This is a genomic window from Bacteroides muris (ex Afrizal et al. 2022), from assembly GCF_004793475.1.
GTDB lineage: Bacteria > Bacteroidota > Bacteroidia > Bacteroidales > Bacteroidaceae > Bacteroides > Bacteroides muris.
Genome location: NZ_SRYZ01000029.1, coordinates 12,600 through 39,512, shown reverse-complemented (window position 1 = coordinate 39,512; position 26,913 = coordinate 12,600). Strand labels below are relative to the sequence as shown.

Annotated in this window: 14 protein-coding genes and 1 pseudogene; 1 reads left to right on the top strand and 14 read right to left on the bottom strand. The window is 51.5% G+C overall.

Features of this window, described 5'->3' with window-relative positions; translation table 11 throughout:
* Positions 1 to 53: 53 nt before the first annotated feature.
* From nusA to E5355_RS12575, 14 genes and pseudogenes are all read right to left on the bottom strand, one after another.
* The gene (gene nusA / locus E5355_RS12640) at positions 54 to 1,319 is read right to left on the bottom strand and encodes a transcription termination factor NusA (protein WP_136010631.1); all 1,266 of its coding nucleotides are present in this window, start codon (positions 1,317 to 1,319) and stop codon (positions 54 to 56) included.
* Positions 1,320 to 1,323: 4 nt separating this feature from the next.
* Positions 1,324 to 1,791, bottom strand: a complete 468-nt coding sequence (rimP, locus tag E5355_RS12635) for a ribosome assembly cofactor RimP (RefSeq protein WP_136010630.1) — start codon at positions 1,789 to 1,791, stop codon at positions 1,324 to 1,326.
* Between the two features lie 145 nt (positions 1,792 to 1,936).
* Positions 1,937 to 2,104: pseudogene (locus tag E5355_RS12630) on the bottom strand (HlyD family secretion protein); the annotation flags it as partial.
* 95 nt (positions 2,105 to 2,199) lie between these two features.
* Complete coding sequence (locus E5355_RS12625) at positions 2,200 to 2,502, bottom strand: hypothetical protein (protein WP_136010629.1); 303 nt, start codon at positions 2,500 to 2,502, stop codon at positions 2,200 to 2,202.
* 53 nt (positions 2,503 to 2,555) lie between these two features.
* Positions 2,556 to 4,430: an alpha-L-fucosidase gene (locus tag E5355_RS12620; protein ID WP_370281904.1), complete on the bottom strand. Its 1,875-nt coding sequence runs from the start codon at positions 4,428 to 4,430 to the stop codon at positions 2,556 to 2,558.
* 118 nt (positions 4,431 to 4,548) lie between these two features.
* A complete protein-coding gene (locus E5355_RS12615) occupies positions 4,549 to 7,038 on the bottom strand; it encodes a glycoside hydrolase family 3 N-terminal domain-containing protein (protein WP_136010627.1) in 2,490 nt (829 codons plus the stop codon).
* Between the two features lie 136 nt (positions 7,039 to 7,174).
* Positions 7,175 to 9,502 carry a glycoside hydrolase family 3 C-terminal domain-containing protein gene (locus E5355_RS12610; RefSeq protein ID WP_136010626.1) on the bottom strand — a complete coding sequence of 776 codons (2,328 nt, stop codon included), beginning with the start codon at positions 9,500 to 9,502 and terminating at the stop codon, positions 7,175 to 7,177.
* A 3-nt stretch (positions 9,503 to 9,505) separates the two neighbouring features.
* The gene (locus tag E5355_RS12605) at positions 9,506 to 10,702 is read right to left on the bottom strand and encodes an esterase (protein WP_136010625.1); all 1,197 of its coding nucleotides are present in this window, start codon (positions 10,700 to 10,702) and stop codon (positions 9,506 to 9,508) included.
* Between the two features lie 89 nt (positions 10,703 to 10,791).
* Positions 10,792 to 11,994, bottom strand: coding sequence for an esterase (locus E5355_RS12600; protein ID WP_136010624.1), 1,203 nt, complete (start codon positions 11,992 to 11,994; stop codon positions 10,792 to 10,794).
* 169 nt (positions 11,995 to 12,163) lie between these two features.
* On the bottom strand, positions 12,164 to 13,048 hold the full coding sequence (locus E5355_RS12595) for an alpha/beta hydrolase (protein ID WP_136010623.1): 885 nt from the start codon (positions 13,046 to 13,048) through the stop codon (positions 12,164 to 12,166).
* Positions 13,049 to 13,143: 95 nt separating this feature from the next.
* On the bottom strand, positions 13,144 to 15,510 hold the full coding sequence (locus E5355_RS12590) for a glycoside hydrolase family 3 C-terminal domain-containing protein (protein WP_136010622.1): 2,367 nt from the start codon (positions 15,508 to 15,510) through the stop codon (positions 13,144 to 13,146).
* A gap of 12 nt (positions 15,511 to 15,522) precedes the next feature.
* Positions 15,523 to 17,166 (bottom strand): RagB/SusD family nutrient uptake outer membrane protein, encoded by a 1,644-nt coding sequence (locus tag E5355_RS12585; protein WP_136010621.1) that lies wholly within the window; start codon positions 17,164 to 17,166, stop codon positions 15,523 to 15,525.
* A gap of 25 nt (positions 17,167 to 17,191) precedes the next feature.
* Positions 17,192 to 20,272, bottom strand: a complete 3,081-nt coding sequence (locus tag E5355_RS12580) for a SusC/RagA family TonB-linked outer membrane protein (protein WP_136010620.1) — start codon at positions 20,270 to 20,272, stop codon at positions 17,192 to 17,194.
* A 480-nt stretch (positions 20,273 to 20,752) separates the two neighbouring features.
* A complete protein-coding gene (locus E5355_RS12575) occupies positions 20,753 to 22,414 on the bottom strand; it encodes a carboxylesterase/lipase family protein (RefSeq protein ID WP_136010619.1) in 1,662 nt (553 codons plus the stop codon).
* Between the two features lie 356 nt (positions 22,415 to 22,770).
* Between E5355_RS12575 and E5355_RS12570 the strand changes: the two genes are divergently transcribed.
* Positions 22,771 to 26,853, top strand: coding sequence for a two-component regulator propeller domain-containing protein (locus E5355_RS12570; protein WP_136010618.1), 4,083 nt, complete (start codon positions 22,771 to 22,773; stop codon positions 26,851 to 26,853).
* Positions 26,854 to 26,913 lie beyond the last annotated feature (60 nt).

The following is a 26,913-nucleotide window of genomic DNA, read 5'->3' as shown; positions in this document are numbered from 1 at the left end:
CATCCGATATGCTATCTGCATTGGCACATTAGCATACTACCCACATTACCACATTACTGCTCCTCCTCTTCAAACTCCTGTTTCAAAATACGCAATACCTCGTCCACCGTCTCTTCTTCGAGGTCCGTCTTCTCAATCAACATCTCACGGGGAGCGTTCAACACAGCCTTTGCCGTATCTATACCGATAGCCTTGATGGCATCGATGACCCAACCGTCTATCTCATCACGGAACTCATCCAAGTAGATGTCTTCATCCTCTATGGCCTCATCCAACTCACGGAACACGTCGATGGTATACTCAGTCAACATACTGGCCAGCTTGATATTCAGGCCGCCTTTACCAATAGCCAGCGACACCTCTTCCGGTTTCAGGAACACTTCGGCCTTGCGTTCTTCCTCGTTCAAGCGGATGGAGGAAATCTTGGCAGGGCTCAAGGCACGCTGTATGAACAACTGAGTATTCGACGTATAGTTGATGACGTCGATATTCTCGTTGCGAAGCTCGCGGACAATACCATGAATACGGCTACCCTTCACACCCACGCAGGCACCTACCGGGTCGATACGGTCATCGTAGCTTTCAACGGCAATCTTAGCACGCTCGCCGGGGATGCGGGCAATCTTCTTGATGGTAATCAGTCCGTCATTGATTTCAGGTACTTCCATCTCGAACAGACGTTGCAGGAAGACGGGCGACGTACGGCTCAGGATAATCTTCGGATTATTGTTCTTGTTGTCCACACGTGCCACCACGGCGCGGGCGGTCTCACCCTTGCGGTAGAAGTCACTCGGTATCTGTTCGGTCTTGGGCAGCAACAACTCATTGCCCTCATCATCAAGCAGCAGCATCTCTTTTTTCCAAATCTGGTAGACCTCCGCATTGATGATGGTACCCACCTTATCAATGTATTTGTTGTAAATACTGTCTTTTTCCAGTTCCAAAATCTTGGAGGCCAGCGTCTGGCGCAAGTTCAGGATGGCACGGCGACCAAAGTTCGCGAAGATAACTTCATCCGTCACTTCCTCGCCCACCTCATACGAAGCATCAATCTTCTGTGCCTCGGTCAATGCAATCTGCAGATTCGGATTTTCCAGGTCTTCGTCCGCCACTACCTCACGGTTACGCCATATTTCGAAGTCACCCTTGTCCGGGTTTACAATTACGTCGTAATTCTCATCGGTACCGAACATTTTCGCAATCACACTACGGAACGACTCCTCGAGTACGCTTACCATCGTGGTCCTGTCGATGTTCTTCAGTTCCTTAAATTCCGAGAATGTATCTATCAAGCTGACAGTTTCTACTTTTTTGGCCATAGTCTTATTTAAAACTGATTAAGTATTTAGTATATTTTATCTCTTCATACGCAAAGTCCAAGTCCTCATCCACCATCTTGGGACGCTTGGCACCTTCTTCTTTCACTTTCTTCTGGATGGTAACGACGAAATGCTGTTTGTCGGCTTCCTTCAGCACGCCGCAGAACTTGCATCCGTCCTTTGTCAGCACTTCCACTTCCTTGCCGATGTGGTTCATGTACTGCTGCAGTACCTTGAATGGCTGCCCGATGCCGGCCGAGCCTACTTCCAACTCATAATCCTCATCCTCACGGTTCAACTTAGACTCGATGTAGCGGCTCAGCTCCACGCAGTCCTCAATCCAAACACCTTCCTTGTGGTCTATTTCCACCACAATCTTGTCATCCGGGCTGATTGTCACCTCCACGAGGAAGTAGTCCTTTCCTTCCAGCCACTCGTCAACAATCTGACAAACAGTTTTCTTTTCTATCATAGATTAACCATTAAGAACAAAAAAGAGGAGCTTAATCGCCCCTCCACCTTTCATCCATTTCCGCATGCAAAGATATAAATAATATGTTCGACTACAAAATATTAGGAGAAAAAAGATAGTTTTAACGATTCAAACAATCAAAATATTACTCTTCATATTCCACCACCTTTCTCAACGGCGCCAGCAATCTCTCCAATACATTTCTATCGGCAAGAATAATATCCGCCGTTCCCTTTAACTCACGCGAAGCAGGCAACAGCTTACCGTAATTGGTACGCAATCCTTCAGGCAAAGCGATTTCCACTACATAGACAGAGCCACACTTCCGTAGGTGCCGACGAAATTGTCCGAATTGAGACGCTATAGGTATGACCTTTTCCATAGGAACTGGCAGAAACATCACTCCACTCATTCAGTTCCCTTATTACACATTTTTTCTAATTTTTCTCTGTTTATATCTAATAACAACGTCAAACTATCATCCGGCATCTTTACAAAATTAGAATCAATAAGAAACAAATTGTTCAGTAGACAAGAGCAGATCGACTCTGCTTGCAAAGAATCCACATCGGCATTATCAATCATAACCCTCACACAAGACTTCAATTTTTTTTCATATTGTTCATCAAACAGTTCTCGGTTACTTTTAACAGCGTGCTGACAAGCCGAAAACATAATGCACATAAACGAGCACAACACAACTTTCTTCATTTTCATATTTATTTATCCAATATTACTAAAAAACATTCCCATTTTAGAAGCTATCACTGGACGGCTATCTCGGCAAACCCCATCGCCTCTCCGGGCACTACCATACGGGTGGCTTTCAGCACGAGGTAGCGTGCCTTGACCGGAGTGAAGTAGACGGACTGCATGACCGGATTGTTCCGGATGTTGGAGAACTCACCGCTCTTCACCAAACGATTCACTCGGTCGGGCACCATGCCCACCGACAGCTCGTAAGTGGCGACAAGTCCCCGGTTGGGTTCTGCCTGGTCGGGCAGGAAATGGAACGAGGAAACGGTACGCTCGGCGCCCAGGTCGATGAGCAGGCGGTCGCCTTCTACAAAGAGAGTGGTCTGCGCATTGCGGTCGGCAGCAAGGGCGGAATCTTGTTCCGGCAGGTCGGGCAAAGTAAAAGAGAAGCTTTTCAGTTGCTCCGTCGGCACGGTATAGGCGATGTCGGCTCCTTGGCCTGCATCGTACACGCCAATGCTGCTAATGCACAACGGTCCGCGGGAATCGGTGAAGCGGATGCGGAGCGCATCGGACGTAATCGTCTCAAAACGCAACAGACGCTTATAGCCGATGGTGGTGGTTTCTTCGTTCAGGCGTACGGGAAGCCATGCGCCTTGCTTATCCTTGTATTCTACCACGAACGACTTCACCCGCTGCCCTAGCGGAATATACTCTTGTAAGAGCATGCGGTTCATGCGCCGGGGGGTGTCGAAAGCGAATTCCACATCGGCGGTATGAACACCGTCTTCAGTAGCCCAATAGGTATCATAATCGCTGTCGGTCATGGCAGCGGCCTTGAAGTGTCCGCCCCGCTCATTGGAAACCTTCGGGGTGAGCCCTGCCACCAGGTTGGTCTTCAGTTCCTGCTGCGCCAGTTGGTGGAAGCGGACGGCGTTGGCAGAATCAACGGGATGAATCAGCCCGTTGCGGTCGACGGGGAAGTTGAGCAGCAGTGTGCCGTTGTGTCCCACACTGCGGTAGTAAAGATCGAGCAGCTGTTCGGGCGTCTTTACACGGTTGTCCTCTTCAGGATGATAGAACCAGCCCGGACGGATGGAGACGTCGCACTCTGCCGGCACCCACTGGTTGCCATCAGGATGTCCGTATTGCAGTTCGTAGCTTTTGTCATAACCCGGAAAGACTTCCCCCTTGCGGAGGAACGACCAATTGGTGGCACCGGCAAAGCCTTTCTCATTACCCACCCAGCGGCATCCGGGACCTCCGTCGGAGAAGATGACCGCCTGCGGCTGTATGCTGTCCAGCATTTCGTAGATACGCGGATAGTTATAATAGTTCTTACGATCGATGGTACGCATGTCTTTGGCACCGCCATACCAGCCGTCACCACCATTGGCACCATCGAACCAGACTTCGAACACTTCGCCGTAGTTGGTCAGCAGGTCGCGAAGCTGTGCATAGAAGTAGTCCAGATAGGCGGGAGTGCCGTAATCGGCCCGGTTCCTGTCCCACGGCGAAAGATAGACGGCAAATTTCAGCCCGTACTTCCGGCAGGCATCGGAGAGTTCGCGTACGATGTCGCCCTTTCCATCCTTATAAGGAGAGTGGGCGATGCTGTAGTCCGTGCCCTGAAAAGGCCAAAGGCAGAAACCATCATGGTGCTTGGCGGTAAGGATGACGCCTTTCATACCGGAGTTGACCAGCGTCTGCGCCCACTGCTCGCAGTCAAGCCTGGCGGGGTTGAAGGTAGCAGGGTCGGAATCGCCGTACCCCCACTCGCGATCGTTGAAGGTGTTCAGACCAAAATGGATGAAGGCATACGTTTCCATTTGCTGCCACTCTACTTGTTTCTGTTCGGGAATGGGCAGAATCGCCTCCGGCGTTTTGACGTCCGACGACGAACAAGATGCCATAGCCAGAGCCATGGCGAGACTGGATGTCATTGATGCAAAAAATCTCATAGTATCATTATATTTGATGTCAGGCGGTAAAGATAAGCAAAAAACGCCACTGACAATTCTATCAGCAGCGTTTTCCTATTTCAATGACAAACAATTTCGGCTATTTGTTCGGAGTCTCCCACTTCTTGGTATCCGTACAAACCACGTTCACTGTCTGGTCGCCTGCCTGGATGCGGAAATCACCTTTTTCCAGAATCCACTTGCCGTCATAACCTACGAAAGCAAGGTCGGAGCCTTTCAGTTTCAGTGTCACGGTCTTGGTTTCACCGGGTTTCAGCTCTATCTTCTCAAAAGCACGGAGGCGGCGGGTATCGGGAGTAAGGGAGGCAACGAGGTCGCTGCTGAAGAGCAGAACGCTTTCCTTGCCGACACGGTTACCGGTATTCTTCACATCAACGGTGAACGTAAGCACATCATCGGCAGCAAAGCTTGACTTATCCACCTTGAGGTTGCTGTATGCAAAAGTGGTATAGCTCAAACCATAACCGAACGCCCACTGTACAGACACCTGCGCATCGTAGTTATAAGCGCCTTCCATCTGCTTGCCGATGTGTTCGCACGGTTTGTAGTCGTACGTAATCAGCGAGTTGATTTCCTTCGGATAAGTGAAAGGCATCTTTCCGCTGAAGTTGGCGTCGCCGGCAAGAAGGTTTGCCAAAGCATCGCCACCGTAGTTTCCCGGAAGCATGGTGTTGACAACAGCCTTTGCCAAAGGCTCGATGTCGGCTATCAGGCGAGGACGGCCCTCGTTCAGCACCAGAATGACGGGCTTGCCGGTCTTGGCAAGAGCCTTCACCAAGTCAATCTGGTTCTGGGAGAGGAAGAGGTTCGTCAGGTTACCCGGAGTTTCGCAGTAGGAGTTCTCACCGATGCAGGCCACGATGCAGTCGGCAGCGGCAGCGGCAGCTACGGCTTTCTCTATCTCCGGAGCATTCTCTTCCCACCAGTTGCCACCTTGCTTATAGGTAACACCGGCTTCGTAGATGATATTATCCGCACCGAATTTATGGGTGAAAGCCTCGAGGATAGTGTTATATTGGCCTGCATGCTCGTCGGCCTTGTCGCCCTGCCAAGAATAGGACCATCCGCCATTGAGGCAACGCATGGAGTTGGCATTCGGACCGGTAACCAGCAGTTTCTTGCCTTTTGCCAACGGCAATATGCCGTCTGTATTCTTCAGAAGCACCAAGGACTCTTCGGCAGCCCGGAGTGCGACGGCGGCATGTTCCTCGCTGCCGAACAACGGAAAGTCCTTCAAGTCATAGTAGGGCTTTTCAAACAGATTGAGTCGGTACTTCAGGCGCAATACGCGACGCACGGCATCGTCTATACGGCTCATGGGGACTTCACCTTCTTCTACCAGCTGCTTGAGGAGCGGGCAGAACTTCCAGTCGTACGGGTCCATGGACATGTCGATACCGGCATTGATGGCGAGCTTGATGGCTTCCTTCTTGTCTTTGGCAATGTGGTCGCGCTTCCAGAGGTTGTCTATGTCCGCCCAGTCAGTCACAATCATACCGTCCCAATTGAGGTCTTCCTTCAGCCACTTGGTCAGGAGTTCGTAGTTGGCATGGAAAGGCAGGCCGTTGTTCATGGCTGAGTTCACCATCACAGAAAGGGCACCAGCTTTCACCATCTCCAGATAAGGAGCGAAATGCTTCTCGCGCATATCCTGCCCGGTGATGGAGGACGGTGTACGGTCCTTGCCGGATACGGGAACACCATAACCCATATAGTGCTTCATACAAGCGGCAACGTTGTTTTCACCAATCAAGTTGGGATTCCCGCCTTGGAAGCCGATAACGGCTTCACGTCCCATTTCAGCATTTACATAGCAGTCTTCACCGTAGTTTTCCCACATACGCGGCCAGCGGGGGTCACGTCCGAGGTCGGTCACCGGAGCATACGTCCAAGGGATGCTTCCCGCCTTAGTTTCGTAGGCAGAGATGCGTGCCCCCTCACGCGTCAGTTCACGATTGAAGGTAGCTCCCATGTTGACGCCCTGCGGGAAGAAAGTACCGCCCAGCGTATAGGTAGTTCCATGTATTTGGTCTACGCCATATACACAAGGGATGCCCATCACTTCCATGGATTTCTCCTGAATGCGTTTGATGATTTCCTGCCACTTCTCTACACTCTGTGCCACACCGTTGGGGACGTTCAGGATGGAGCCTACTTTGTATTTTCCGATGACCGAGTCAAGCATCGCCTCGTCCAACTGGAAGCCTTTGGCATTCTCTATCCCCTGGATGCGCATGTAAAGCTTCATCATCACATCCTGCGAAGGCATCTCCTTGCCCAACTTGAACTCCTTTTCAAGTTTGTATCTCTTGATGATTTTTTGCAAATCCTTCACCGTAATGTTCTTCGGGTCGAGACCGGCAAAGGGATTGACGCGTTTCTGCAGAACATCGATGGTGAGTTCGCACATCTGTCCGACCTTCTCGTCAAGCGTCATTTTCTTCAGCAAAGTCTCAATCTGCAATTCTATTGTCTCGTCTCTTGGAATGGCAGGCGCAACAGTGGTCTGCGCCGTAGCAGTAAGTACTAACCCTGACAGGGCTAAAGATAAGATTAACTTTTTACTCATGGTTGTGATATTGGTTTATAATAGTTGCATTATCTGTTTATACCAGGCACAAAGATAAGAACATCCTACCATACCAAAGGGTACAACAGGATGTTTTTTAGGGTATGATTTGTTATTTTTTCAGACAATCCTACTCTCATCTCTTCAAGAGATTCATCGGTTCCTGAAGTTTCAGGATATCGTTCGTCTTCTGCGTTGCGGCAGCTACTTCAGCCTCCAGCGTAGCCCTGATATCGCGTGAGGAAGCTCCGACGAGAAACTTGTAGTTTCCGGGAGTTACCACCCATGCCGATGCAGCCTCATCGTAGGAAGCCAGGTCATCAGCATTCACCTTCAGCGTCACCACAACCGCTTCGCCCGGTTTCAGTTCCTTGGTCTTGGCAAAGGCCTTCAGTTCCTTTTCGGGTTTGTCGGCATCTGCGGCATCGGGAGCAGATACATAAAGCTGAACCACCTCCTTGCCTGCCATCTTACCGATGTTCTTCACTTCCACCGATACGGCATAGACGCCGTTGTCAGCCTTGACAGCAGCCTTGCCGTAAGCAAAAGCTGTATAGGAGAGACCGTAACCGAAAGGATAGGAAACCTGCTTGCCAAAGGTATCGAAGTAACGGTAACCCACGTAGATATCCTCTTCGTAATCGGCATAGTCCACATTCTTCACGTCATTCTTCTTCTCGCCCTTGTTCACAAGGTCAGTGCTTACGCGCATATCTATCGGGAAATTGGCGGAAGAAGCGGCATCTTCAAACTTCACCGGGAAAGTCATTGTCAGCTTGCCCGAAGGAGAAGCCTTGCCGCTCAACACGTCGGCCACACTGTTTCCTCCCTCTTGGCCTGCCTGCCATGCACAAAGGATGGCATCGGGAACAGATTTCCAGGAAGCGGTTTCAATCACCCCGCCGATGTTGAGCACCACCACTACCTTCTTTCCGGCAGCATGGAAAGCACCGGACACGGCTTTCAGCATGTCCAGCTCCTCTTTAGTGAGGTTGAAGTCTGCTATCATACGGTCGAGGAACTCACCGGAGGTACGTCCCAGCGTTACCAGTGCCACATCGGCCTTAGCAGCCTGCTCGCGGATGACCTGTGCAGACACGACCATCTCAGCGGGACGTTCATCGGGCATGAACCATTCTTTCTTGACTTTGGAGAGACGTTCTTTCTCAGCTTTCAGGTAAGCCTCGTAACTGTCCTTCAGTGCTTCGTCCACCACGTAGCCGGCATTCTTCAAGCCGTCCAGCAGCGAAACGGTATAAGCACGGTTCACATTGCCCGAACCTGTACCGCCGGCAATGAAGTCGTAGGAAGTACAACCGAAGAGTGCCACGTTCTTCACATCAGCTGGCAGCGGCAGCGCACCGTTATCGTTCTTCAGCAATACCATACCTTCCGTCGCCGACTGGCGGGTAACGGCGGCATGTGCTTTCAAGTCGGGCTTGTTGGAGTATTCATATCCCTTGAAACGGGGAGTCTGGAGAATCATTTCCAGGATGCGCTTCACGTTCTGATTGAGGATGGCTTCGTCCAGCGCTCCATCCTGCACACCCTTCACGATGGCTTCGTACTGCTTGGGCAAACCGGGCTGCAACATGTCGTTGCCTGCCACCATCTGTGCCACGGCATCCTTGCCACCGAACCAGTCAGTCATCACCATGCCCTTGAAGCCCCATTCGTCGCGCAGCATCGTTGTCTGCAACTCCTTGTTTTCCGAAGTATAGACACCGTTCAGGTAGTTGTACGAGGACATCACAGTCCAAGGTGCGGATTCCTTCACGGCAATCTCAAATCCTTTCAGGTAGATTTCGCGCAAAGCGCGTGGAGAAACATGTGCATCCGTAGCCATACGGTTGGTTTCCTGGTTATTCACGGCAAAATGCTTGATGCTAGTACCCACGCCATTGCTCTGCACCCCACGTACGTATGCGGCAGCAATCTTACCCGAAACCACCGGATCTTCGGAATAATACTCGAAGTTACGTCCGCAAAGCGGGTTACGGTGAATGTTCAGCGCCGGAGCCAACAGCACGTCCGCACCGTATTCCAGCACTTCGTTACCGATGGACTGACCTACACTTTCCACCAAATCCTGATTCCAAGTAGAGGCGAGCAAAGTTCCGATAGGGAAATGAGTACAATAGTATGTAGCCGAATCCCCCTCACGGGTGGGGTCAATACGCAGTCCGGCGGGACCATCGGCCAGCACCACGGCGGGGATGCCGAGGCGCTCAATCGGGTATGTGGTTCCTGCCGCGCCCGGCACCAGCTTTTTCGTTGCACCGATAACAGCACTGTCACCCGAGAAGCCTGCCATACCGGTACCTACTACCAGATGCGCTTTTTCTTCCAAGGTCATGGCGCCAATCACCTCATCCAAAGACGACTTTCCAAGCTGCGGCACACTCGGTCCGCAAGCCGACAAGACAGCCATTGCTGCTGCCATGGATATGATATTCTTCTTCATAACTTATTTAAATATCTTCGGTGCGAATTCTGTCAGATAGATACGCCAGTTCTTCCAGATATGACCTTCTCCAGTTTCATAATATTCATACTTGTAACCCTTTTCGTCCAGCATCTTGCGGTAGTCGTTGTTGGCTTGGAACAAGAAGTCCTTGTCACCGATGGCAATGTAATAGAGTGCCGGCTTCTTGGCAAACTGCGTCTTCAGCTTGGCTTCAAGATTGTCATAAATCGGAGACTTCACATCCTTGTTGGGCATGATAGCAGCGGAGAACAGACCTACGTAGTCGAACATGTCCGGATATTGCTTGGAGATGTGCATGGAATGGAAACCTCCCATAGATAATCCGGCAATGGCACGTCCTTTCTTGTTGGCTTGTGTGCGGTAAGTCTTGTCGATGAATTTCACTACGTCGGGGAAAGCTGTCTCGAAAGAACCTTCCATCGTCTTGGGCAGATTCATGCTGGGAGCGGCAAAGCCCAGTGAAGATTCGCCTGGAGCAGCTTCCAATGCAGCATTGCCGTTGGTCATTACCACAATCATCGGTTTAGCCTTGCCTTGTGCGATGAGGTTGTCCAGAATCTGTGCCGTACGTCCCAGTTCGCTCCATGCGTTCTCGTCGCCACCCATGCCGTGAAGCAGGTAGAAGACAGGGTAGCGCTTGCCGCTTGTCTCATATCCAGCAGGCGTATAAACAGTCAAACGACGGTCCATGCCCAGCGTGGGGCTGTTGTACCATACCTTAGATACTGTTCCATGAGGAACTTTATTCACCTTGTAGAGGTCGATGCGCTCGTCACCGCCGATGATGAACACATTCGTCACGCTTGCCACGTCGCGAATCATATAAACATTGGAGGGATCGTTGATTTTCAGACCATCTACCAGGAAAGTGTAGCTGTAGAGTTCCGGTTTCAGTGGTTCGGGAGTAGTGAATTCCCATACACCGTCCTTGTTCTCTTTCAAATCGGCCACGCCCGGCCCGTCGAACTCGCCGAAGGGAGTCTTGATTTTCTGCGTGGGCAGGAAGTCACCGGTCACCTGCACCTTCACGGCTTTCGGTGCTTTCAGGCGAAAGGTTACTGTATTGTTGTCGTGTATCTCAGGTGATACCACGGGGGCACCTCCCCAGAGAGCTTGCTGCGCGAAAGTCATCGCACACATCAGCAACAGAGCTGATAAAATAGAAATTCTTTTCATAATGGGTTTATTATTTTGTTATTAAACAGATTGTCTATAATCCTGCACTTCGGATTGGCAAAGTGCAGGGTGAATCAATCGGCACGAGGTCACTTGAACAACTTCGGCACGAACTCCGTCAGATAGATGCGCCAGTTCCTCCAGATATGTCCCTCGCCCGTTTCCAGATACTCGTACTTGCAACCGTTGTCATCGAGCAGTTTACGGAAGTCCGTCACGCTCTTGAAGACAAAGTCACGGTTGCCGCAAGCGATGAAATAGAGTGCCGGTTTCTTGGCAAACTGCGTCTTCAGTTTACCCTCGAAGTCGGTATAGACCGGACAAGTGGACTTATCGTTTCTGGAAGCAGTACCCGAGAACAAGCCCACATAGTCGAACATATCCGGATAGTACTTCGAGATGCTGCAAGAGTGGAAGCCACCCATCGAGAGGCCTGCAATGGCACGGTGCTTCTTGTTCGGCAATGTGCGGAAATTCTTCTCCACGAATTTCACGACTTCCGGGAAAGAGAGTTCGAAGCCTCCTTCCGGAGCGGAAGCACGTTCCTTCGGACTCATGGAAGGGATAGTGAAACCTTTGGGCGATTCACCGGGAGCGGCATCCTGCCAGGCATTGCCGTTGGTCATCACTACAATCATCGGTTCGGCCTTGCCCTGCGCTATCAGGTTATCCAGAATTTGTGAAGTACGGCCCAAGGCAATCCATGCCTCTTCGTCACCTCCGGCGCCGTGCAGCAGGTAGAAGACGGGGTAACGCTTCTTGCCGTTCTCGTAGCCGGCGGGTGTATAAACCGTCAGACGGCGATCCATACCCAGCGTAGGACTATTGTACCACATACGTCTCACTGTTCCGTGAGGCACTTTGTTCACCTTGTAGAGGTCGGCACGGTCACCGCCGATGATGAACACATTCGTCACAGTTGCCACATCACGAATCATATAGACGTTGCCGGGATCCATTATTTTCAGCCCGTCCACAAAGAAAGCATAGCCATAAAGTTCGGGTTTCAGCGGTTCGGCAGTGGTATATTCCCACACGCCGTCCTTGCCCTCCTTCATATCGACGATGCCCGGAGCGTCATACTCGCCCCTCGGTGTCTGGATGGTGTGCGGCGGCAGGAAGTCACCCGTCAACTGCACCTTCACGGCTTTCGGTGCCTTCAAGCGGAAAGTGACCGTATTGTCATCATGAATTTCCGGCGAAACTACCGGAGCACCGCCCCACAAGGCTTGCTGCGCAAAGGTTATTGCACACATCAGCAACAGGGCAAATAAAACTGTAAATTTCTTCATAATCATTTTAATTGTTTAAGGAGTTGGAAGAAGTTGAAGGGAATTATCACCCTTCGGGCTTAAGAGTCAAAGCCGACAGCCCGGTTATGAATAAACCTTTTTCAATGATAACTTCTCAATAACAACCCATCATTATCGAAACTATCGGCTTCTCACTCCTATATAAATCTTATCTCTCAAAGCACCGGCTCACAAAAGGCAAACACATATACAATGCCGAATGCCAGTATTCACCGGTATGTCCTCCGTCGCGCACGCGGAACTGGCAAGGAATGCCGGCATTGCGCATCGCCTGGAAGAACTCGATGTTACGGTCGAGCAGGAAATCATCGTCACCGCAATCCACAAACCACTGCACGGTGCGCAGAGCGGCTTTACGGGCCTCATCAGCCTCCAGCACATACTTGATGCAACTATGCTCCTGCACCGAACGGGTCAGCACAGCCACCTTGTTCGTGGGGTCGGGGTCTTTTCCCGCCGCCTCACCACTGACGGGGATATTCATCAAGGCACTCATAGCGTATGCCGCACAATAGAGGTCGGGATAGCGCTGCGCGTAGCTTGTGGTTCCGCCGCCACCCATCGAAAGGCCCGCAACGGCACGATGCTGACGGTCGCCCACCACACGATAAGTCTTCTCGATATAGGGCATGAACTCCTTGTAGAAGAAATCCTCGTAAGCCCATCCCGGCATGTTGAAATAACCGTTCCAGCACGTGGCCGGATTACCTCCGGCGTTAGGGCTGACGATAATCATCTCGCACGCCTCGCCCGATGCCGTCAGCTGGTCCATCACGTCCTTCACACGCTGGTCCGTAAACCAGCTGGTATTCACCCCCGACATGCCGTGCAGCAGGTAGAGAATGGGATACTTCCTGTCCACCTCCTTGTCATAGCTCTGAGGCAGATAGATGGTATAGGCGCGGTGCGTCTTCAGCACCGTGCTGTAGATGCTGTCGGTCACGACCTTGCTTTGCGGTCCCCATGCAGGATTCTGTGCATTTGCCATCCACAGCGAGCAGACGGCAAAAAGAGAAAGTATCAATCTTTTCATAGCATAGATTTTAAAAATGTACTACAAAATAAGTGCTTTCCATTCTAAAACGGATTGATATATATCAGTTTTTTCAGGTGATGCACATGCATACCTCATCTCTTCACCATGGGATGCACAGCCACCGGCACTTGTGCCCGCATGGCATCGTGCACTTTCTGCTTGCGTGCCTTTGCCACCTTCTGCACCGTAGTGCAACGCACGTCGGCCGAAGATGCGGCGACCATCCATTGATATTCCCCCTTAGCCAACTCCCAAGAGCTGCTTTTCTCGTTGAAGGAGGCCATGTCCATCACGTTCCACTCCAATGTCAGGGTCTGGCTCTCGCCGGGTTTCAGCAGACGGGTCTTGCCGAAGGCTTTCAGTTCCTTGACGGGCTTGTCCATGCCGCCCTTGGGAGCTTTGACATAGAGCTGCACGGCTTCACGGCCTGCCACCTTACCGGTGTTCTTCACGCTCACTTTCATGCGGCAGCGGTCACCGTCGATGGCAGCCTCTTCCACCGCATATTCAAAGGTGGTATAGCTCAGTCCGTGGCCGAAGGGGTAAGACACCTCTTTACCAAAGGTATCGAAGTAGCGGTAACCCACGTAGACGCCCTCCTCGTAGAGGGTGAAATCGACGTTGCGTTCCGGCTCTTTCGGTTTCTCCTCTTTCTTGTCGGACTTGAAGTTCATGCCGGTACCCATGGCGAACGACGGCAACTTGAACTCATAGTCGAAGGGAAAATTGGCATCCGACGGCGCGTCGCCATACTTCACGGCAAACGTCATGGGCAGCTTGCCACTGGGGTTCACCTTACCCGTCAACACGTCGGCAATGCAGTTGCCCACTTCCTGCCCGGGCTGGAAAGCGCATACCAAAGCATCTGCCAGTTCCTTCCATGAAGCAGTCTCCACGGGGCTGCAGATGTTGAGAACCACCACCAGCTTCTTGCCTGCGGCACGATAGGCGGCAGACACTTGCTTTATCAGAGCCAGTTCGTTCTCCTTCAAGAGGAAATCTTCCACACGGCGGTCGCAGCCTTCACCACTGACACGTCCCAGCGTAAGCACGGCGATGTCGTTGGCCTTCACTTGCGCGGCCAGTTCCTCGGCAGTGGGCAGGAACTCTTCGGCACGGGGCAGCGGAGTGAACGAGAAAGGAGGACGACCGTGGGGGAAGAGGCGTTTCTGCTCGTCGGCCATGTGCTTCTTGTAGCGGTTCAGCAAATCCTTATCTACCGTATAGCCCGCATTGCGCAAGCCTTCTACCATAGAGACCGTATAATATCCGAAGCCCGTACTGCCGAATCCCATACCGGCAGGAACCATGTCGTAAGAAGTAGTGCCGTAAAGGGCTACCTTCCTGATGCCGGCAGCCATAGGCAGCGCATTCTTGTTATCCAGCAGCACGATGCCCTCGGCACCTATCTGACGGTCCACTTGCGCATGGGCTTTGAGGTCGGTCTCGTTGGGATAATTGTAACCGGCAAAGGTGTGGCTCTTCACCACAAACTCCAGCACACGCTTCACGCTGAGGTTGAGGAGCGCCTCATCCAGCGTGCCGTTCTTCACGGCTTCCAGAATGGCGTTGTACTGGCGTTCCTGCCCCGGCTGCAACATGTCGTTGCCTGCCGCGATGGAAGTCACGGCATCTTTTCCGGCATTCCAGTCGGACATCACCAATCCCTTGAATCCCCATTCATTGCGGAGGATATCTTCGGTCAGTTCGCGGTCTTCGCAGGTGTATTTGCCGTTCACCTTGTTGTAGGCGGTCATCACGCTCCAGGGCTGAGCCTCCTTGACGGCTATCTCGAAGCATTTCAGATAAAGCTCGCGCAAGGGGCGCTGCGTCAGTCGGGAGTCGTTGTTGTTGCGGTTGGTCTCCTGGTTGTTCACGGCGAAGTGCTTCAGGCAGGTGCCGGTACCTTCGCTCTGGATGCCGTTGATGTAGGCGGCGGCTATCTTGCCCACCAGCACGGGGTCTTCGGCATAATACTCGTGGTTTCGTCCGCAGAGGGCGTTACGCATCAGGTTGACACCGGGAGCGAGGAGCACGTCCATACCGTAGTCTTTCACTTCGGTGCCCAGAGCCTGGCCTACACGGTAAGCGGCATCAGGATTGAACGTAGCTGCCACTGTGGTGCTCGAGGGGAATTCGGTGGCGTGATAGGTGCGGCTGTCGAACTCTCGTTTGGAAGCCATCGCCAGGCGGTGCGGTCCGTCGGCAAGGAAAGCCGATGGGATGCCCAGGCGGGGTATGTCGTAGGTACGTCCGGCGGTACCGGGGAACTTGGAGTCACTGCCCATCGACATGCCGCATCCGATGACGAGGTGTACCTTCTCTTCGAGGGTCAAGGCGCTGACCACTTCATCGATGTTGTCGGCACGCAGCACGGGCGAACCGGTGGCGGGCACCGGCTGTGCATTCACAGCCAGCGCCACGCAAAAGGTGAAAAGGGGAGTTAAGAATCTTTTCATGTTTTATTAGGATTACCAACCTGTATTTTGCTTGATATTGGGATTCACATTCAATTCTGCATGAGGAATAGGCAACAGCATGTGTTTGTCTTGGAAACCATACACAGAGTTCTTTACGTTTTCCGGTTCCAGTCTGAATTCAAATACCGGATTCTTGTCTGCATCCACAACCGGTTCGCCATCAGCACCAATTTTGACAAAGTAGCCATAGGCTGGAATGGCCTTGCCTTGTTCACCTAACACAGCTTTTGCATCACCCCAGCGAACCAAATCCTGGAAACGAACACTCTCCAAGCAAAGTTCAAGGCGTTTTTCCTTCTTCACATCATCCAATGTCACGGAAGAAAGCGGAACAAGCTTGGCACGAGTACGGATTTCATTAATATACTTCACAGCCTTGTCGGCAGAGCCACCACCCATTACATGAGCCTCAGCGGCCATAAGCAATACTTCTGCATAACGCATCACACGCAGGTTAGTATATTGAAAGCACTGGAACCCACTTTGATCAATAATATTATCTGAGGCCAAAAGGCGAGTTTTCCAGAAGAAATAGCCCTCGTTACCAACCAGATAGAATCCCGGATTAATAGCCATTTCCACTTCATTCATTTGTTCATAGGTACGCATCGTACTCTTCAGACGATAACCGTCCACCCCTTCTCTTTCGACAAAAGCATCATACAAAGACTTGGTAGGGTTAAAGAATCCATAAGTACCCATTGCAATGCCCTCTTCAGACAGAGCCTTAACACCATATGACATGTGGCTTGTACGCCAGCCCAACATTATATAGAACTGTACGAACTGACTCCATATTTGTTCGCTATTATTGCGACGTTGTACTTCAAGCATAGATTCACTACAATTGTTAGTCACAGCATGTCCCAACATGTCAAAGCCGCCTTGATATAACTCATATTTCTTAGAATTAATGACTTCGTCCAAAACAGTAGCAGCATCAGAATATTTACCTTGGAAAAGATAAGCTTTACCAAGATAAGCTTTAGCTGTTTCAAGCGTAACACGTGAAGTAGCATCCTCATCGTTTACACCGGATTTAGATGGCAATGCACCGGAAGAAATGGCTTCTTCAAGATTCTGCTCCACAAAGGCCCACAGAGTTTCAGGTGTACTGTTGCTCACGTGATACTCGGACGGAGATAACAAATGGTCCACCAAAGGAGCAGTACCCCACAAAGTGACCAACTCAAAATAAGACCATGCCCGATAGAATTTAGCCTCGGCCACAGCACGTCTCATGATTGGAGAATCACCTTTTACATTCTCTATGATCAAGTTGGCTTTATAAACCACAGTATAAAGTCCGGAATACAAACCGGAAACCAGACCATTGTCTGTAAAGAACGTGAATTCATTCAACTGCTCCATCATGGCATTGTCACCACGGGAGCCACCACCTGTATAGGCATCATCAGAGAGGCTGTTTTTCACATAAAACCAATTGGAATATACATCACGCCAAGAGATAAGCATAGAAGCCACGGCAGCCTCAGCCTCTGCATCAGTTCTATAGTAATTCTCGGGACCTCCCAGACTACCGTGTTTCTCTATATTCAAGCGGTCTTCACAGCCAGTGCATGCCAAGGTAAACAAGGCTGCAAAAAGTACATATATATAATGTGTTGCTTTCATTGTCTTATACCATTAAGTTTAAAAGTTAGAATTCTATATTGAAACCAAGCACCACTTTCTTGGAAGCAGGATAACCACCCATATCAATACCCATACCCGTAGTGGCGTTAGCCGAAGATTCCGGATCGAAACCGGGGTATTTTGTGAAAACGAAGAAGTCGTCAAGTGAACAATAAAGGCGCATGTTGTTGATAAATACCTTTTTCAGCAGTGATTTCGGCAAGGTATAGCCCAACTGAATCTGCTTGATGCGGAAGAAAGAAGCATCGTAAACCATCGCATCGGACTGGATGTACTGGTCTATATTATTAGCATTAGCCAAAGGTACTGTACCGGTCGGATTGTTTGTAGACCAATGATTATCATACCAAACTTCTTTCAAACGGTTACTCTTACTATAATCAGGACGGTAGTAACAATGGAAAATATCGTTACCTTGTGAACCCGTACCAAATATAGTAAGGTCAAGCCCTTTATAGGCAGCTGTCAAGGTAATACCATACGTAAAATCGGGAATGGCATCACCAATATAAGCCAAGTCGCCTTCATTAAGAGTGCCGCTGTTATCAAGGTCTTTGAAGGTAGGATTGCCCTTTTCGTCCAGACCATTAAACTGATAACCACGGAAATAGTACACCGGATAGCCCTTTTCAAAGTAGCTCAGTTTGTAAGTATGGAATGAAGCTCCTTCAATACGAGGCTGTGAGGGATCCAGATAAGTTACTTCATTCTTCAATGTGGCCAAGTTGGCACGAATGCCGTAGCTGAAATCCTTGATGTTATCGCGCCAGCCCAATTCAAACTCCCAGCCTTTGTTGCTTACATTACCGGCATTCATCGGAGAAGTCTTTCCACCGATACTGAGAGAGGGTTTCGTATCCAGCACCAACAAATCTTTCGTCTTCTTTTCATAATAATCTACGCTGAAAATCAAGCGGTCACGCAGGAAACGGGCATCCATACCAAAATCAATCTGTTCGGATGTCTCCCATTTCAACTCATCATTACCCAATGAAGCGGGGTTCACACCAGTAGTGAAACCATTGCCTCCGGTCAGCGGATAGATACCGCTGGAAGCCATATCCGTACTGTAGGCATAACCGCTCAATGCGGAAAGGCTACCGTTCTGTCCCCAACTGGCGCGCAGCTTCAAGCTGCTGACGTGCTGTTTCACCGGCTCAAAGAACTTTTCTTCCGAAATCGTCCAACCTAAAGAGACTGCCGGGAAATATCCCCAACGGTTTGTCACTGGCAGTTGTGACATATCTGCCGCATCAGCACGCAGCGAGAACTGAGCCATATAGCGCCCCATATAATCGTAGCTTGCACGGCCAAAGTAAGACATCTTGGCCGAACGGGTCTTCTCACCACCGATACCCTTGATTGCAGAAGCAGCACCGTAATTCAGATAAAAGAACAACGGATTGTTCTGAAGTACGGCATGCTCGCCATCCGGGTCGAGAGAACCTTTTACATAGTCGTAAGTGGATTCTTGGAACGACATACCCAGCATGGCATTGATGGTATGCCCATTGAACGATTTTACGTAATTGGCAAAGTTTTCCCATTGGTAATAAATGCTTGTAGAAGACTGGCTACTTACGTTTACATAATCACGTTTCTGTATTGAGTTGCCATAGAAAGGCAAATTGGTTGTAGCAGAGCGAGTGCCCCCCAGACGGTAGCCGAAACGGGAAGTAAAGGTAAATCCCTTGATGGGCGTGAAGTCCGCATAAATAGAACCATTGACATTGAATCCGCTGTTACGGCCGATGGTATTCTTACGCATCACTGTAGGATGGTAGTTTTCACCTTCATAGAAAAGAGAAGAGGCATAATAGTTGCCGTTTTCGTCCTGCAACAAAGTACTGCCTTGATTCAGTGCATTCTGCATGTGGGCAGGCAATTTGTCCGGTGCATAAGTGTCCGGTGTCAAAGGATCCATCATCAAGACAGCTTGCAGGAAACTGCCATAAGCATTCTGCGTAGATACACCGCGAGTATTATACTTCTCAATCTGGTTTGTCGTACCTACCTTCAACCAGGGCTTTATGTTGTACTCGGCATTGACGGTAGCTGTCATACGTCTGTAAACATCGTCTTTGCCTTTTACAATACCGTCATTGTCCAGATAAGTCAGTGACAGATAGTAATTCCCCTGCTCGCCACCTCCGGCAAAAGCCAAGTTATGCTTCATCATCAATGAGTTTTCAAAGGCAATATCCAGCCAGTCCGTACTGGTCTTTCCATCCCAATTGGCTTTTATGAAATTGGGGTCGAAAGCACTGCTTTCCGACATGTAATCAACGTATTCTTCTGCATTAAGCAACTTGGGCATACGGGCAATGGATTGCGTAGAAAGCTGGAAGTCATACGTAATTTTTCCTTGTCCGGCTTTACCTTTCTTTGTTGATATAAGGATAACACCGTTACCGGCCTCAGCACCATAGATAGCAGCGGAAGCAGCATCCTTCAACACTTCCATGCTGGCAATATCATTAGGGTCGATACCGGCAATGCTGCTCATGCGTACGCCATCCACCACATAAAGCGGACTGGAAGCCGCATTGGACGAATAACCGCGCACACGTACCGTAGGTGAGGAACCCGGAGCGGCAGAAGTCGTAATCAACTGCACACCGGCTGTCTTACCCTGCAAGGCTTGTGAAGCATCACTGATAGTACGGTTTTGCATGTCTTCGGCCTTCACCTGCGAAATGGCACCCGTCACGGAGCTTTTCTTCTGCACACCGTAACCTACTACCACCACTTCGTCCAGCGTCTCGCTGTCTTCTTTCAAGACAATGTTCATCACACCGGCAACGGCTTGTTTCTCTTGGGTTATGTAGCCGATGTAAGAGAAAATAATTGTCGCTCCCTGATTTACATTCAATGTATAATTACCGTCAATATCGGTAATACAACCGTTGGTAGTACCTTTCTCTACGATACTTACACCAATCATCGGTTCATTCAGGTTGTCAGTCACCTTACCGGTCACTTTCACGGTCTGGGCTTGTGCCAGAGAGAAAGGAAGGCAGATTAAGAGAAAGAGTGCCATAGCGGCAAGTCTCTTTCGGGCTGCTTGATTCATGATTCGTTTCATTTTAGTTAGTTTAAAATTAGATTTATAGTTACATTATTAGTTACAAGTCGATGGTTATTAATAGGGTTGACACCAACCGTATCTCATTGTATATGGATAACCGTAATTGACTACTATTGTATAAGGAGGATGATGTACGCTTTCTAAATCATAACCTGGGTTTGTTGGTGAGGTAGCACTATTTATCTCATAAACCTGAGTTTGATATATTTCAGTTTCTTTACCTTCGCAAGGCAACGTCACCCCTCGTCAGCGGGGCAACGCACCCCCTCGTCAGGTTATCCCAAAGGATATTCGTTCTGGTCGCCGTCCTCACCGGAGCCACCGTTTCCGCTTCCGCTGCCGGAACCGCTGCCAGGCACCTAAATGTTTTTGCCATAATATTGAGTTGTTTTAATGTCGGTCCGATGAATGGGGAAACCGTTCACCGGACCGGCTCTATTATTTAAAGCCAACAATTCGGTTCCGCGTCGGAAAGCCTCAGAATCCCCGCGTAGGGAACGCCCGTACCACCTCCAGCAATTCCTTGTCGTGGTGGTGCTTCACCTCGCAACGGTTGTTGAAGAACATCGTGGCTCCTCCCTCTTCGGTATAGGCATCCCACTGAGGCAGGCCTTCTGCGTTGGGATTGCCCGTGCGGGCGAAGTTCAGCCAGGCACTGCTCATCTTCTCGGCCAAGGCCTGCGCTTCGGCGCCGCCGCCCGTCATGGAGGCGTGGACCACGGCATTGTTGAAGGCGAAAGGTATCTCCATGCAGTGCGTGCTGCGGAACATGCCGTCGAGCACCGGAGATTCCCAGGCGAACATGTACATATAGACCGGAGCACCCTGCTGCGCAGCTTTCAGTCTGGCTTGCTCCACCGCACCGGGGCGGAATACGAAATCCACATCTACCAAATCCTTGGGCCGGTAGTTGGGGTAAGCCTTCTCGAAGGCGGCGAGGAAGTCGTCCGTGCGGTCAGCGTAGCGTTGTTTCAGGAATTCCACGGCTTTTTCTTTGGTGATGGTGCGGAAAGCGGGCACGTAGGTGCTCATGGTGAACTCGTGCAAGGTAGTTCCTATCATCACGGGCACGTCCTTGCTCTGTGCAGGCGCCTGCGGGTCGAAGGGCTGTGCGGGCAGCACGTCGCCGTCCACGGTGGGCGCCCATCCGAAGATGAAGGTGGATATGCCGTCCTCTTTCTCGGCCTCGGCCTTCACCTTGGCAACGGCTTTCTCACCGGCGGCAAGCAGCCGTTCGTAAGGCATCTTCTGCAGCTCGTCTATCTGCGAGGCTTTCAGTCCCAGCTCGTCCATCACGGCTGCACCGATGCGACGGGAGTACTTGGCATTCATCGTGCGCAGCATGGAACCGCTCTGAACGATAGCCTTGTGGTAGAGCCCTTTGGCAGACGGAGTGGCAAGCAATGTGGAAACCTTTCCGCCACCGCCCGACTGTCCGAAAATCGTTACGTTTTGTGCGTCGCCGCCAAACGCGGCTATATTCTTGTTTACCCATTGAAGTGCTGCCACGAGGTCGAGCAGACCGGCATTGCCGGATTTGGCATATTTGTCGCCGTAGGCGGAAAGGTCGAGGAAGCCGAGGACGTTGAGACGGTGGTTGAGCGTGACTACCACCGCATCACCTTTCTTGGCAAGGTTGAAACCGTCGTAGGAGGGAAGTTCCTGCCCACTTCCTGCCGCATAGCCGCCGCCGTGGAGCCACACCATGACGGGACGCTTCTTGCCATCGTTCAGGCCCGGAGTCCAGATATTGACCCGCAGGCAGTCTTCGCCGGGATAGCCGTCGTCCCAGTGGAAGGCGAAAGCATGCTCGTCAGCACCCCAGCCGGCACGCTTCCCCTGCGGACAGGTGGGACCGAACATGCGGCTACTGCGCACGCCTTCCCATTTGTCGGCAGGCTGAGGGGGCATGAAACGCTCTGCCTTGGCGTAGGGAATACCTTTATATATATAGATACCGTCTTGCAGGAATCCTCCCACTTTGCCCGACTCTGTTTCGGTGATGGCTGTCTCGGAAGAGGCGATGATTTCGCCCGGAGCTTGTTGCGCGTCGGCGGTCTTCACGCCCGCTGTCTGTCCGCAAGAGGAGAGAATCAGCAGGAAGGCCAACGCAAGCATAGATAAAGGTTGCTTTTTCATGGTTGTATACCGTTTTTTTAAGTTGATAATTTGTCTTTGACTTGCTTTTAGTGAACAAGTTGACAAGGCTACAAGAAGGGATAAACAGCCCTCGGCCTATATCTTGCTTTTTAAAGCGATTACAAGGAAAAGCCTTGTTCACTTGTAGCCTTGTTAACTCGTTCACTTTTTCCGGTTGCAATATTACGCCGATTGCGCCGGAGGGGCTGGCCGATATGTAAAAAGGATTTGCCCGGAAGTTTAAAAGCGCTTGCCCGTAGGTTCAAATGTTTGCCTTTTTGTTCAAAACATGCTGTAAAGCAACTTATATTCAATTTTTTATCCTTATTTTCGCACATCATTCAAAACCTTTTAATATGACCTTGCCTAACCGGAAAATCCTTTGCACCCTGCTCTGCCTGCTGGCCGGAACTTTGTTTGCCGTCTGCTTGCAGGCATGCGATGCCAAAGAGCCATCATCTGAAAACCAGGATGCCGAAATCGAAAGTCCCATCATCGCCAACGACCTCTCCAACCAGAAAGTCACCGCCATAGCCGAAGACGCGCAAGGCCATATATGGATAGGCACGTTCCGCGGGCTGAACAGATACGACGTGCACGACTACCACCAGTACTTCTGCACCGACGACTCGCTGGGACTACCCGACAACCAGATTACCCACCTGCTACGCGACTCGAAGAACCGCTTCTGGGTGGGCACCGTGAACGGTGTGTGTCTATACACCGACAAGGACAACTTCCGCATCATCCCCGTCGAGGCCGACAACAAGAACATACGGCAAATCCTGGAAGACCGCAACGGGCGCATCTTCCTGAACACCGGTTTCCAGCTCTACGCCTACCACCCCGAAACGGAAAAAATTATCTGCGTACTGCCTGACATCAGCTCCGGACATACCTTCTACGCCCAGTGCCACATCGCCCCCGACAACAACCTCTGGGTAATGACTGCCGTCAACCTCTACTGCTACGACCTCTCCACCTTGCAACTGAAAGAGACGGTTGCCCTCAGCGGATATCCCTACTATTCTTATCTGCACAATAACGAGTTGTGGATAACCGGCAACCGCACCCTCAATATCTTCGACACCCGCACGCGCAGCTTCAAACCGCTACCGACGCCCATCGCCCAGAACACCACGCTGTGCAACGCCGACATCGTCTACATACATCCCTACGGTAACAACAGTCTGCTGCTGAACACTGCCAGGCATGGTATGTTCTACTACAACCCGGGCACCGGCAGTGTGACCCGCCAGGACGAGAACGGATTCCCCTTCGAGATGCCCCGCTTCCGAATCAACCAAATGTTCACCGACTCGCAGCAGAACCTGTGGATAGGCTCCGTAGACCAGGGATACACCGTGTGCTACCACTACAAGGAGCGGTTCAACAACGACAACTACCTGCGCTCCGAACTGAACAACAAATCCGTGGTGTCGCTAAGCGCCGGCAAAGACAACAAACTGTGGATTTCCACCCTGATGGACGGCATCTACGTGTATGACACGAAGAGCAGCGAAATCAGGCACATCGACTCCGAAATGTTCTGCGAACAAGAGAAACAGAAAGCCATCTACGCGAATCAGCTGATGGTGGACAGCGACAACAACCTATGGATGGCCATCACCAACAACGAAGTACTGAAAGCACGCTACACGCCCGACGGGCAACTGAAGATAGAAGAACGGCACCGGATTTTCCTGCCCATGTCCATCACCCAGTCGCCCGACGGAACCATCTGGATAGGCACCGCCACGGTCAACGTCTATGCCCTGCGCCCCGGCAAGAAGGAATTCGAGGCGATGAAGCTCTTCGAAGGATTCACCTTCGTGCCTGGCGTGGCGATGATGGACAACCGCCGGCTGATGGTGACGGGCTTCTACCAACCCATCAAGCAGATTGACATCGAAAACCTGGAAACGGGCACGGTGGACATCGCGGAGGAGGACTGGAAAGCCTGCATCCGCCGCTCCGTATTCGTCCCCACGGCCTTGTACAAAGACACATACGGCATTCTCTGGATAGGCACCGTAAGCAACGGCCTGATGTGCTACCATCCCGAAACGGGCCGGATGACACCCATGCCCGGCACCTCCTGCCTCGACATATCGGGCATCGAGGAAGACCTGCAAGGCAACCTATGGATAAGCACCCAATACGGTCTGAGCAAATATGACCGGACAACCGCACGATTCATCAACTATTACGCCGCCGACGGCATAGGCGGAAACCAGTTCTACGACCGCGCCTCGTGCCGCCTGCCCGACGGCACGCTCGTCTTCGGCGGCACGCACGGGCTCACACTCTTCAACCCCATCGACGTACCCATAAAGCGCAACATCCCGCTGCTGTTCAGCGACCTGAAGATACACAACAAGCTGATACGTCCGCAATTGCACGGAGAGACCATCGACAAGCACCTCTCCTACCGCCCCGACATACACCTGCGACACGACCAAAACAGTTTCAGCATCTCCTTCTCCGCCCTGAACTACAGCGAGTACGGACGGGTGCACTACCAATACCATCTGGAGGGCTTCGACAACTACTGGATAGACGCCCGCAACAACCACGAGGCCTACTACGCCAACCTGCCCGCAGGCGAGTATGTGTTCCACGTGAAAATCACCAACAACGACCGGAGCATCGTGGAGGCCGAGAACTCCATCCGCATCAAGGTCTATCCCGCCCCCTGGCGCACATGGTGGGCCTACTGCATCTACTTCTTGTCGGCAACCACCCTCGCCCTACTCTTCCTGCGTGCCCTTTTGCGCGTCAGGGCGGAAAAAGGAGCCGCGCGGCGTGCACGACAAGAAAAAGAGCAGGAGCAACGGGTGAACCGAATGAACATGAGTTTCTTCGCCAACATCTCACACGAATTCCGTACTCCCCTCACCATGATTTCCGGACCGGTAACGCAACTCTGCAACAGCTCCCGGATAGAAGGCGAGGACAAAAACCTGCTCCTCATCGTACAGCGCAGCGTAAGCCGCATGCTAAGGCTCGTCAACCAGATGATGGACTTCAACAAACTGGAGAACGACACCCTGCGCCTGCAAGTAAGACGCACCGACGTCATCGCCTGCCTGCAACGGCAAGTGAGCGTCTTTCAAGTAAATGCCGGTGACAAATGCATCGACCTGAGCACCCATGGGCTGGAAGACACCTTCCTGATGTGGCTGGACGAGGACAAGGTGGAGAAAATCTTCAACAACCTGATGTCCAATGCCCTGAAGTTCACTCCCCAAGGCGGGAAAATCAACGTCAGCTTCGACGTGATAAGCCGTGACGATGCCTCGCAATCCTTCAGCCTGCCGCCAGAGGAGCGGGCCACGCAGTACATCAAAGTATCCGTAGCCAATACGGGACAGAACATCCCTGAAGACAAGATAGAGAAAATCTTCGAACGCTATTACCAGATAGGAAACCAGGCAGAAGGAACCTACAACTGGGGAACCGGCATCGGTCTGTACTACGCACGCAGTCTGGCCGTACTTCATCACGGACAACTGAAGGCCCGGCAACCCGACGAAGGAAGCGGCGCCGTATTCACCTTCATACTGCCCGTCAACGACGCAGTGTATGCCGAGGACGAACGGACTACCGAACAGAGCAACCAGTCGGAAGCCTTCCCGCTCGCCTCCGCCTCGCAGCTTGCCGGAGACAAGGCCGGCACCGACGAAAAGCAATTCACCGTACTGGTGGTGGACGACGATACCGAAGTGGCCCACTACCTGCGCATGCTCCTCTCCTCCCACTATAAGGTGATATGCCGCTTCAATGCCGACGACGCACTGAAGGCCATGCGCGAGGAGGCTCCCGACCTGATTATCAGCGATGTGGTAATGCCGGGAAAGGACGGTTACCAACTCTGCCGGGAAATAAAAGAGGACCTGCAGCTTTGCCACCTGCCGGTGATTCTGGTAACGGCCAAAGCCACGATGGAAAACCAGGTGGAAGGACTGAATACCGGAGCCGACGCCTACGTGACGAAACCCTTCGACCCTACCTATCTGCTGGCACTCGTCAAGTCATTGCTCAGGAACCGTGAAAAAGCACGCAGCATGCTTGGCAGAGCCACCCAGACGGACAAGATAGAAGAAAACATCCTCTCCCCGCAAGACAACGTCTTCATGACCGAACTCTACCATCTGATGGAGAGCGAGCTTTCCAACCCCGAACTGGACATTGCCCGCATGACCGAGCTGCTGAGAATATCACGTACCAAGTTCTACTACAAAGTAAAAGGACTGACCGGCGAGAATCCCAGCACCTTCTTCAAGACCTACAAGTTGAACCGCGCCGCCGAACTGATAACGGAAGGGAAATATACCGTCTCGGAAATTGCGGACATGACGGGGTTCAGCACGCTGTCCCACTTCTCGAAGAGCTTCAAGAAACAGTTTGGAGTAAGTCCAAGCGAATACGGCAAATAAAAGGACGGGCTACTTAGCCTGCTGCATGAGGGTTATGCCTTTCAGGGGTGAAGGTATAAC